General features: G+C 72.7%; 11 protein-coding genes. 2 read left to right on the forward strand and 9 right to left on the reverse strand.

Translation table 11 applies throughout. The features are described 5' to 3' along the window. Positions 1-357: 357 nt before the first annotated feature. Positions 358-1605, forward strand: coding sequence for a helix-turn-helix domain-containing protein (locus E1298_RS38555; protein ID WP_131902334.1), 1248 nt, complete (start codon positions 358-360; stop codon positions 1603-1605). Here E1298_RS38555 and E1298_RS38560 read toward each other — a convergent pair. The 8 genes from E1298_RS38560 to E1298_RS38590 form a co-directional block, all read right to left on the reverse strand. Next, positions 1602-2759, reverse strand: a complete 1158-nt coding sequence (locus E1298_RS38560) for a 4-hydroxybenzoate 3-monooxygenase (protein WP_131902335.1) — start codon at positions 2757-2759, stop codon at positions 1602-1604. The two genes, E1298_RS38555 and E1298_RS38560, sit on opposite strands and share 4 nt — an antisense overlap. 53 nt (positions 2760-2812) lie before the next feature. Next, positions 2813-3613, reverse strand: a complete 801-nt coding sequence (locus tag E1298_RS38565) for an IclR family transcriptional regulator (protein WP_131902336.1) — start codon at positions 3611-3613, stop codon at positions 2813-2815. Between the two features lie 44 nt (positions 3614-3657). Then, on the reverse strand, positions 3658-4071 hold the full coding sequence (gene pcaC, locus E1298_RS51615) for a 4-carboxymuconolactone decarboxylase (RefSeq protein ID WP_341770682.1): 414 nt from the start codon (positions 4069-4071) through the stop codon (positions 3658-3660). Then, the gene (gene pcaD, locus E1298_RS38570) at positions 4068-4847 is read right to left on the reverse strand and encodes a 3-oxoadipate enol-lactonase (protein WP_341770683.1); all 780 of its coding nucleotides are present in this window, start codon (positions 4845-4847) and stop codon (positions 4068-4070) included. Before pcaD ends, pcaC begins: the two co-directional genes overlap by 4 nt. Next, entirely contained in the window at positions 4844-6034 is a 1191-nt protein-coding gene (gene pcaB / locus E1298_RS38575; RefSeq protein WP_243726065.1) for a 3-carboxy-cis,cis-muconate cycloisomerase, read from the reverse strand. Before pcaB ends, pcaD begins: the two co-directional genes overlap by 4 nt. Then, positions 6024-6560 (reverse strand): protocatechuate 3,4-dioxygenase subunit alpha, encoded by a 537-nt coding sequence (gene pcaG, locus E1298_RS38580; RefSeq protein WP_131902337.1) that lies wholly within the window; start codon positions 6558-6560, stop codon positions 6024-6026. The genes pcaB and pcaG overlap by 11 nt, the downstream gene beginning before the upstream one ends. Beyond that, positions 6560-7225: a protocatechuate 3,4-dioxygenase subunit beta gene (gene pcaH, locus E1298_RS38585; RefSeq protein WP_131902338.1), complete on the reverse strand. Its 666-nt coding sequence runs from the start codon at positions 7223-7225 to the stop codon at positions 6560-6562. The genes pcaG and pcaH overlap by 1 nt, the downstream gene beginning before the upstream one ends. A gap of 120 nt (positions 7226-7345) precedes the next feature. Beyond that, positions 7346-8323 carry a sigma-70 family RNA polymerase sigma factor gene (locus E1298_RS38590; RefSeq protein ID WP_131902339.1) on the reverse strand — a complete coding sequence of 326 codons (978 nt, stop codon included), beginning with the start codon at positions 8321-8323 and terminating at the stop codon, positions 7346-7348. A 211-nt stretch (positions 8324-8534) separates the two neighbouring features. Here E1298_RS38590 and E1298_RS38595 point away from each other — a divergent pair, with 211 nt between their 5' ends. Continuing rightward, positions 8535-9908 (forward strand): B12-binding domain-containing radical SAM protein, encoded by a 1374-nt coding sequence (locus tag E1298_RS38595; protein ID WP_131902340.1) that lies wholly within the window; start codon positions 8535-8537, stop codon positions 9906-9908. A gap of 43 nt (positions 9909-9951) precedes the next feature. Here E1298_RS38595 and E1298_RS38600 read toward each other — a convergent pair whose 3' ends face one another. Further along, entirely contained in the window at positions 9952-10116 is a 165-nt protein-coding gene (locus E1298_RS38600; protein ID WP_341770684.1) for an XdhC family protein, read from the reverse strand. Position 10117: the final 1 nt, after the last annotated feature.

Below are 10117 nucleotides of genomic sequence, written 5' to 3' on the forward strand. Positions count from 1 at the left end.
CCACCGGCCCCCGGCCGCCCGTCCCGGGAACGTTCCGGCCGGACGGAACGACCGCTCAAGAAGGCTCATGCGCGGTCCTCTGCCACCAGGCGGTGAGCGGGGCGGCGATCGTGCGCGCGCAACCCGTCACCGTCATCTGCCCACCGTAGGACAAGATTGCGCGTCCCGCAAAATATCAGACGCTGTCATCTTTTGTGACACGCATCTCATCAACGCACCGTAACCAGCCAGTCGGGGCCGCTTTTTCGTCTTCACCGCCCATGCGATGACGGTCAAGGTTAACGTGAAGTCGTCAAGGCGTTACGCAACGGAATCTACAACGCCGAAGTGCTCCGTATGTCCCAGATAGGGGGAAGCATGGCCACGTTCGGTGAAACTATGCGCGCGGCGATGACTCACCGTCGCATGAGCCTCCGCGCGGTCGCCCGGGCCGTCCCCTGCGACCCCGGGCACCTGTCGCACATCTGGCGCGATCACTACCTGCCGGGGCGCAGCACCGCGGAAGCCATCGAACACGTTCTCGGCATCCCGGGGCAACTCACCCCCATCCTGGAAGAGGAGGCAGCGGCGCGGCGCGCTACTCTGGAGGCAAAGAACTCCCGCGAAATGGACGAAGACGTGAGACGACGTCAAGCCATTCAGATGTTCACCACACTGGGAATCAGCGCTCTGGGCCCGACCGGCGAGGCCGCACGCCAACTCATGGCGGTGAACTTCGAAAGCGAATTCCGCGACCTGGACCATTGGCATATCACCATTTCTGATCATATGCATGCGCTGAACACCCGCCCGGCGCGGGCGGCATGCGAGGGGCTGGTGATCGACCTCTTCGCCATCGAGCGGCAACTGGGTACCGCCTCCGCCTCGGAGGCGATCGAGCTACAGCGCATCAACGCCGCGCTCGCGACGATCCATGCGAACGGGCTGACCCGCCTCGGCGATCACAGTGCGGCCATTCACTGGTCCCGCACCGCCAGAACGGCGGCCGACACGTCCGGCGACCTTGAACTCAGGTTGCTCGTTCGCGGCGCGGAAGCAAATCGAGGACTGTACGGCCAGCGCACTCCGGCGACAATTCTTCGGCTGACCGGAGAAGCACGGCGGATCGGCGGCGACTCCTCATCGATCGGCCTCGCGAAGGTCAAGGTCGGGCAGGCCAAAGCGCTGTCCATGGTCGGCAGGCACGAGGAGGCCAAGCGATGTCTGCGGCCATTGCTCACCTCGCTGCCGACAAATGTGGACGCGGGGGGAATTCCTGGAATGTGGAAGAACGATGTGCGGTTCGCCCAAAGCTGGGTGCACGCGTACGCGGGCGAGGAAGGACCGGCCGACCAGGCGCGCGACCAGGTGCTCACCAGTGCTCCCGCCTACCAGCATGCCGCGAATGTCCGCCTGCACGAGGCGCTGTGCGCCACGGTCAACGGGGGTGCCGAACGGGGGTTCGTCCAGGCGGCCGAGATCTATGACGGCCTACCGGTCTACCAGAAGCGCAGCCAGATGATCGTCGAGACGTGCCGGGCGATCCTGCGCGCCGCGCCCCCCGAACAGCAGGACCGTCCAGCCGCGCGGGACCTGCGCGCGATCACCGAGGGCGTTCCCCGCTAGCCCAGGGGGAGGCCGACGTAGTTCTCGGCCAGGGTGGTGGCCGCCGCCTGGGAGGAGGTCACGTAGTCGAGGTGCGAGCGCTGGAGCCGCAGGGCGAAGGTGTCGGCGGCGGGGTCCACGTGCAGGAGCGTGGTCATCCAGTACGAGAAGTGCTCGGCCCGCCAGACGCGCCGCAGGCAGGTGGCGGAGTAGGCGTCCAGCAGCGTCTCCGAGCCCGTGGCGTACCGCTCGGTGAGGGCCCTGGCCAGCACGGTGACGTCCGACACCGCCAGGTTCAGGCCCTTGGCGCCCGTCGGCGGGACGATGTGCGCGGCGTCCCCGGCGAGGAACAGCCGGTCGTGGCGCATCGGCTCGGCCACGAAGCTGCGCATCGGGGTGATCGCCTTGTCGGTGATCGGGCCCTGGCCCAGTTCCCAGCCGTCGCCGGTCGCGAACCGCGCGGCCAGCTCGTCCCAGATCCGGGCGTCGGACCAGGCGGCGATGTCCTCGTCCGGCGCGACCTGGAGGTACAGGCGGCTGACCTTGGGCGAGCGCAGGCTGTGCAGCGCGAACCCCCGTTCGTGGTGGGCGTAGATCAGCTCCTCGGTGGACGGGGGGACGTCGGCGAGGATCCCGAGCCAGGCGAACGGGTATTCGCGGGAGAACGTCCGCAGCCCCGGGACGGCCGGACGGGTCACCCCGTGGAAGCCGTCGCAGCCCGCGATGTAGTCGCATTCGAGAGTGCGGACGCGTCCCTCGTGCCGGTAGGTCACGCTGGGCGCGGCGGCGTCGACCTCCAGGACCTCGGCCTCGAACCGCACGTCGCCGCCGTCCTCGGCCCGCCGGGCGACCAGGTCCTTGACGATCTCGGTCTGGGCGTAGACCGTCACCGTCCGGCCGGTCAGGTCGGTGAGCGGGATGCGGTGTCCCGCTCCGCCGAACCGCAGTTCCAGGCCGTGGTGCACGAGGCCCTCGCGGTCGAGCCGCTGCCCGGCGCCGCTCTCGCGGAGGACGTCGGTGGTGCCCTGCTCCAGCATCCCGGCGCGCTGCCGGTGCTCCACATAGGCGCGGTCGCGGCTCTCCAGGACCACCGAGTCGATCCCCTGCCGGTGCAGCAGGTGGGACAGCAGCAGCCCCGCCGGGCCGCCGCCGACGATCGCGACCTGGGTGCGCATCGAGCCTCCTCGTCTTTGCGTCAACTGCGATGCTCGCGGGTGTCGCCGCAGGCTCAGGCCCCGGCCTTCCGTTCAGCGGAAGGGCACTCCGGCTGCGCGCGCCAGTGCGCGGCGACGTCGCGGGACAGGGCCCGCGCCGCCGTGGTCAAGGGTGGCAGCAACCGGCGGAGATCGGCACTGCGGGTCCGGGAGACCAGCGACAGCGCCGCGACGACCCGGCCGTCCGCGTCGCGGACCGGGGCGCCGACGGACGCGGCGCCCAGCGTCATCTCGTCGCGGGTCATCGAGTAGCCCGAGCGGCGGACCTGCTCGATGGAGCGCCGCAGCTCGGCGGGGTCGGTGATGGTGCGGGGCGCGTGCCGGGGCAGCTCGCCCGCCAGCACCGCCTCCCGGACCGCCGGTTCCGCGTAGGCCAGCAGCACCTTGCCGACCCCGGTGGTGTGCAGCGGCAGCGTCGCGCCGACCTGGGTGAGGACGGGCACCGAGCGGGTGCCGCGCAGCCGCTCGACGACCAGCACGCGCAGGTCGCGCAGCACGGCGAGCTGGACGTTGTCGTGCGTGGCCTCGTACAGGTCCTCCATGTGGGGCAGCGCGAGCTCGCGGAGCCCGGTGACGGCGGACGCCTGGCTGCCGATGCGCCACAGCCGGGTGCCGATCCGGTAGGTCCCGTCCGGGACCCGTTCGAGGAACCCGCCGCCGACCAGCTCGCCGACGAGCCGGTGCCCGGTGGCCAGGGGCAGCCCGGCACGGCGACAGATCTCGCTGAGGTTGAGGCGCACGTCGCCGAGGGCGAAGGCGTCCAGGATGGCCATCACCTTTCCCGCCACGCTGATCGGGCGCGCGCGCTCGGCCATGCCCCTCCTGGTCGCCGGTGCTCCCGGCCGCCGTCCTCCGGCGGTCACCCCTCTTCGGCCAGTACCCGCTGGGCGACGGCGAACGCCGAATTGGCGGCGGGCACCCCACAATAGATGGCCGTCTGGAGGAGGACCTCCTTGATCTCGTCCGGGGTCAGCCCGTTGCGGAGCGCGGCGCGCACGTGCATGGCCAGCTCCTCCAGGTGCCCGCCCGCGACCATGGCGGTCAGGGTGACGCAGCTGCGGGTCTTGCGGTCCAGGCCGGGGCGGCTCCAGATCTCGCCCCAGGCGTAGCGGGTGATCATGTCCTGGAAGTCGGCGGTGAAGCCGTCGGTGCGGGCGACGGCCCGGTCGACGTGGGCGTCGCCGAGCACCTCCCGCCGCGTCCGCATCCCCTGCGCGTGCCGCCCCGCGTCCGTGGCGCCCTGCTCCTGCTCTGGCTCCTGCTCCTGGCTCAACGGCCGAGCCCCTTCCATGTGCGGTCCAGGTGCGCGGTGATCGCGCCGGTGACGGGTTCCGGCCGCTCCGCGTTGGCCAGGTGCCCGGCGCCCTCCACGACCACCAGCCGGGCGTCCGGGATACCCGCGGCGAGCCGTTCGGCGTGCCCGCGCGGCGGGGTCGGGACGTCCTGCGCCCCGGCGACGACCAGCGTCGGCGCGGAGATCTCCCCGAGCCGGGACGTGACGTCGAATCCGGCGAGGGCGTCGCAGCAGCCGGCGTAGCCCTCGGGGTCGGCCGCGCGGATCATCGCCACGTACGGATCGGCGCCCTCGAAGCCGGGCGTGAACCAGCGTCCGGCGGCCGCGTCGGCCACCGGGCCGGTCCCCTCGCGGCGGACGAGCGCCGCCCGCTCGCGCCACGGCGCCGGATCGCCGAAGTGCGGGGACGTGCAGCACAGGACGAGGCTCCCGACGCGGCCGGGCGCCCGCAGCGCGAGCGCGGCGCCGATCGCCGCGCCCAGCGACACCCCCGCGTAGGCGGCCTCGGCGATGCCCAGTTCGTCCAGCAGGGCGGCGATCCCGGCGGCGAGGTCGTCGACGGTGAACGGGCCGTCCGGCGGCGGGGCGTCCCCGTGGCCGGGCAGGTCGTAGCGGAGCACGCGCCAGTTCCGGGTCAGGGCGGGCAGCTGCGGCAGCCACAGGTCCATCGTGGTGCCGAGGGACGGCCCGAGGACGACGACGGGTGCCTCCCCGGGCCCGTCCAGGCGGTGGTGCGGTGGTGCGGGCGGGGTCACGCGCGGTTCCTCCGGTAGGCGGCGAGGGCACGGTCGACCAGGGCGGGGGCGGCGCCGGTGCCCGGGTCCCCGCCGAGCACCTCCAGCAGGCCGCCGAGGTTGGCGCGCATCCGGTCCGGCCGCACCTCCAGCCCTTCGAGCAGCTCGGCGGCGGTCTCGGCGGCGCCGCCGGTCAGGCGCAGGCACTCGCGGAGCGGCTGCCACTCGGCGTGCCACTCCCCCGCGGGCCGCTCCAGCGGCGCGGCCTGCGCGGCGAGCACCACCTGGGCGTAGGCCGGGACCTGGAGCGCCGCCGACCGGATCAGGGTCGCCAGCGCCGGGTTCCGCTTGTGTGGCATGGCCGACGAGCCGCCCTTGCCGGGGCCGGCGGCCTCGGCCACCTCGTCGATCTCGCTCTGGGCCAGCAGCCACGCGTCCGTCGCGATCTTGCCGAGCGCCCCGGCGGCCAGGGCCAGCGCGGACGCCAGCTCGGCGACCGGCGTGCGGCGCGTGTGCCACGGCAGCAGCGGCTCGGCCAGGTCCGTCTCGCGCGCGTAGGCGGCGACGAGGTCGAGCCCCTGGCCGCCGTAGGCGTTCAGGGTCCCGGCGGCGCCGCCGAGCTGGACGGGCAGCGCGACGGCCGCGAGCCGGTCGCGGGCCTCCAGGCAGCCGATCAGCCAGCCCGCCGCCTTGGCGCCGAACGTCGTCGGCAGCGCCTGCCGCCCGAGCGTGCGGCCCGTCATCGGGGTGTCGCGGTGCCGTTCGGCGAGCCCGGCCAGCGCGTCCAGTGCCCGGTCGAGATGGACGAGGGTGACGCGCCTGGCCCGGGCCGCGACGAGCATCGCGCCCGTGTCGACGATGTCCTGGCTGGTGGCGCCCTTGTGGACGTGCTCGCCCGCCGGGCCCGCCAGCTTGCGCAGGTCGGCGACCAGCGGCACGACCGGGTTGCCCGATCCGCGCGCCCGCCGCGCCACGTCGGCCAGGTCGATCCGTCCGGAGCCCGCGGCCTCGGATATCGCGGCCGCCGCGTCCTCCGGGATGATGCCGAGCCGCGCCTGGGCGGCGGCCAGGGCGGTCTCGGCGTCCAGCATCGCCCTCAGGTAGGCCGCATCGCTCGTGGCGGCCTCGGTCAGCGTCCCGGCGCGGACGGGCGACAGCAGCCCCGCGTCCGGCGCGGCCAGGTCATCGGGTCGTGCGTCAGAAACCAAGGAACACCGTCTCCCGCTCCCCTTGCAGGTGGATGTCGAAACGGTACTCCCGCTCGCCCTCCCGCTCGGCGACCAGGGTGCCCCGGCGCTCGGCCGGGACCTCGCCGAGCAGCGGGTCACGCCCGTGGGCGGCCTCGTCCTCGGGGAAGTACAGCCGGGTGAAGACGGGCTTGAGCAGCCCCCGGGCGAAGACCAGCACGGCGATGTAGGGCGCGCCGTCGCCGGTCGCGCCGGGCTTGACCGTGCGGAACCAGTAGCCGCCGTCGGTGTCGGTGCCGCACCGGCCGAAGCCGGAGAACCCGTGCCCGGCCCGCGCGATGCCGCCCGGCCGCCGCGGGATCTCGCCCGTCTCGTCGGCCTGCCAGATCTCCAGCAGCGCGTCCGGCACCGGCTCCCCGGCGCCGTCCAGGACGCGGCCGCGCACCCGGATCGCGTCCGGCCGCCAGCCGGGCACGACCTCGGGGCCGCTCTGGTAGGGCAGCGCGTAGCCGAAGAACGGCCCGACCGTCTGGGACGGGGTGGTCATCACGCCTCCATCGGGGTGTCGCCGAGCACGATGTCCCACTGGTAGCCCAGCGCCCACTCCGGCTCGGTGGTGTCCATGTCGAAGCGGGAGACGAGCCGCTCGCGGGCCCGCTCGTCGGGAATCGACTGGAAGATCGGGTCGTAGGCGAACAGCGGGTCGCCGGGGAAGTACATCTGGGTGACCAGCCGCTGCGTGAACGCGGTGCCGAACACCGAGAAGTGGATGTGCGCGGGCCGCCAGGCGTTCGGGTGGTTGCGCCACGGGTAGGCGCCCGGCTTGACCGTGACGAACCGGTAGCGGCCGTCGTCGCCGGTGAGGCAGCGGCCCGCGCCGGTGAAGTTCGGGTCGAGCGGCGCGGGGTGCTGGTCGCCCAGGTGGGCGTACCGGCCCGCCGCGTTCGCCTGCCACACCTCCACGAGGGCGCCGCGCACCGGCCGTCCGGCGCCGTCCAGGAGCCGCCCGGTCACGATGATCCGCTCCCCGAGCGGCTCGCCGGAGTGCTGCCTGGTGAGGTCCTCGTCCAGCCGGCCGAGCTCCTGGTGCCCGAAGACCGGCGAGCTCAGCTCGACGCTGTCCGGACCGAGCTTCGGCATGATCAGCTCCTGCGCGGGGGCGCGGAGCGCGGTGCTCCGGTATCCCGGGTACAGGTATGGAGGATGCGTCATGCCGTCTTCCCTTCCCGCTCCACGGGGCCGGATGCTCCGGCGCCCGCCGGACTCCACCCTGGCAGCCGCCGTCCGGGGCGGCGCACAGGGGTTTCCATTGAGCGGAAAACCGGGAGATCGTCAGAGGTGCTCGGGCAGCCCGAACGTCGTGAACAGCGTGGTGTCGAAGAAGGCCGAGACGTGCCCGACGCCGTCGGCGGTGACATCGAGGACCTGGAGCTGGAAGGGACGGTGCACACCGTCGTCGCCGCGCCGATACAGCCCGAACGCGGGCTGCCCGTTCGCCGCCGTCGGGACCATCCGCAGCTCGCCCGGCTCCGGGTCGCACTGGGCCAGGATGAGGCGGACGATGGTCTCGGCGCCCACGAACCACTCGGGGAACGGGGGCATCTCCCACACCGCGTCCTTCTTGAACAGCTCCACGAGCCCCGCGACGTCGGCCTCATCGAACGCGCGGGCGTAGCGTTCGAGCAGGTCCTTCTGGGCGGGGTCGGTCGGCTCGACCAGCTCGTCGCGCGCCGGGGCGGCCTCCTCCAGCTGCGCCCGCGCCCGCTGCAGCGCGCTGTTGACGGCGGCGGTCGAGGTGTCGAGCAGCTCGGCGACCTCGGCGGCCCGCCATTTCAGCACGTCGCGCAGGATCAGCACGACCCGCTGCTTGGCGGGCAGGTGCTGGAGGGCCGCGACGAACGCCAGCCGGGTGCTCTCCCGCGCCGCGACGATCGTGGCCGGGTCGGACGCGTCGGCGCCCAGCAGCGCGTCGGGGGCGGGCTCCAGCCAGGGCACCTCGGGCGAGGCCACCACGGGCCGCTCCGGCTCGTCGCTCGGCGCGCCCAGCCCGGACGGCATCGGGCGGTTCCCCCGCTGGTCGATCGCGGTGAGGCAGACGTTCGTGGCGATCCGGTACAGCCACGTCCGCAGCGAGGAGCGGCCCTCGAAGGCGCCGTAGGACTTCCACGCGCGCAGGTAGGTCTCCTGGACGAGGTCCTCGGCGTCGTGGATGGAGCCGAGCATCCGGTAGCAGTGCGCCATCAGCTCCCGGCGGTACGGGTCGGCGAGGCTCTGGAAGTCGTGGTCCTTGTCCGTAGTGCTGTTCGCCATGATGGTGTTCACCTTCACTCGGCGCCATCGCTCGGCCGCGCGGCTCGTCCAGTCCAGACGTTAGGCGCCGCCACCGACAGAACGCGTGCGAACCCACATCGTACGTTGTGACCTGCGGTTCTGTGACCGGACCGCGCGGCTCGCCCGCATTCGCACCGAATATCCACACGACCATCACCGATCGGGCACTCCCCGGCAACATCGTGGTCCCATGCGCGTCAAGATGATCCTGCCCGCCCTGACCGAGGCGACCTCGCCCTTCTTCCGCCCGATCAAGTACTCGCTGTTCCCGCCGCTCGGGCTGGCCACGCTGGCGGGCTACCTCGACCCGGACGACGAGGTCACGATCACCGACGAGCACGTCCAGCGGGTCGACGTCTCGGACGAGCCGGACCTGGTGGTGATCCAGGTCTACATCACCTCCGCGCGCCGGGCCTACGAGCTGGCCGACCACTACCGCGCGAAGGGCGTCCGCGTCTGCCTCGGCGGCCTGCACGTCACCTCGCTGCCGGAGGAGGCGGCCCGTCACGCCGACACGATCTTCTGCGGGCCCGGCGAGGACACCTGGCCCCGTTTCCTGGACGATCTGCGCGCCGGGCGCCCGGCCCCGCGCTACGACTCGTCCGAGCGGACCCTCGCGGGGCTGCCGCCCATCCGCCGCGACCTGATCGACCGGCACCGCTACCTCGTCCCGAACTCGATCGTCGTCTCGCGCGGCTGCCCCCACGTGTGCGACTTCTGCTACAAGGAGGCGTTCTTCGAGGGCGGGAAGTCCTTCTACACCCAGACCGTCGACGCGGCCCTGGCCGAAATCGAGCGCCTGCCCGGCCGCCACCTCTACTTCCTCGACGACCACCTGCTCGGCAACGCCCGGTTCGCCACCGCCCTGTTCGACGGGATGCGCGGCATGGGACGGCTCTGGCAGGCCGCCGGGACGGTCCAGTCGGTGCTGCGTCCCGGCCTGCTGGAGAAGGCCGTCGAATCGGGGCTGCGCAGCCTGTTCGTCGGATTCGAGACGGTCAACGCGGACAACCTCACCGAGCAGCGCAAGTGGCAGAACATCGACCGGGACTACGCCCAGGTCATCAGGCGCCTGCACGACAACGGCGTGATGGTCAACGGCAGCTTCGTGTTCGGGATGGACCAGGACGACCCGTCGGTGTTCGACCGTACGGTGGACTGGGCGGTCGCCCAGGGCATCGAGACCGCGACGTTCCACATCATGACCCCCTATCCCGGCACTCGCCTCTACGAGCGGATGGCCAAGGCCGACCGGCTCCTGCACAGCGACTGGGACCGCTACGACACGCGCACCGTGGTGTTCAAGCCCGTCAAGATGACCGCCCGGCAGCTTGAGGACGGCTACCGGCGCGCCTACCGCGACTTCTACCGGTGGGGCTCGATCCTGCGGGGCGCGTCCACCAAGCCCACCCTGCGCGCCAAGGCCCGCCACGCGGCCTACGCCGGCGGCTGGAAGAAGCTCGAACCCGCCTGGGACCTGGTGATCCGCGCGAAGAAGGCCGGCCGCGCCCTGCCGTTCCTGGAGTCGATCCTCGCGGGCTTCGGCGGCCAGCCCGCCCGCTGACCACCCGCACGCCCCGCGTGCCCCGCGTGCCCCGCGGCCCCGGTCAGAAGTCGAAGCCGCCGGGGCGGGCGTTGCGGTCGGCGATGAGGCCGGCGAGCGTGGCGATGGCGATCTCGGCGGGGGTGCGGGAGCCGATGTTGAGCCCGATGGGACGGTGCACGCGCGCGATGTCGGCGGCGGGGACGCCCAGCTCGGTGAGGGCCGGGATG

Source organism: Actinomadura rubrisoli (assembly GCF_004349215.1).
Lineage (GTDB): Bacteria > Actinomycetota > Actinomycetes > Streptosporangiales > Streptosporangiaceae > Spirillospora > Spirillospora rubrisoli.

What these genes read in the sequence shown, in the direction of transcription:
- E1298_RS38560 (WP_131902335.1), bottom strand. Translation starts at nt 2,759, where the DNA reads ATGCGCACCCAGGTCGCGATCGTCGGCGGCGGCCCGGCGGGGCTGCTG.
- pcaG (WP_131902337.1), bottom strand. Translation starts at nt 6,560, where the DNA reads ATGACCACCCCGTCCCAGACGGTCGGGCCGTTCTTCGGCTACGCGCTG.
- E1298_RS38555 (WP_131902334.1), top strand. Translation starts at nt 358, where the DNA reads ATGGCCACGTTCGGTGAAACTATGCGCGCGGCGATGACTCACCGTCGC.
- E1298_RS38590 (WP_131902339.1), bottom strand. Translation starts at nt 8,323, where the DNA reads ATGGCGAACAGCACTACGGACAAGGACCACGACTTCCAGAGCCTCGCC.
- E1298_RS38595 (WP_131902340.1), top strand. Translation starts at nt 8,535, where the DNA reads ATGCGCGTCAAGATGATCCTGCCCGCCCTGACCGAGGCGACCTCGCCC.
- pcaH (WP_131902338.1), bottom strand. Translation starts at nt 7,225, where the DNA reads ATGACGCATCCTCCATACCTGTACCCGGGATACCGGAGCACCGCGCTC.
- E1298_RS38565 (WP_131902336.1), bottom strand. Translation starts at nt 3,613, where the DNA reads ATGGCCGAGCGCGCGCGCCCGATCAGCGTGGCGGGAAAGGTGATGGCC.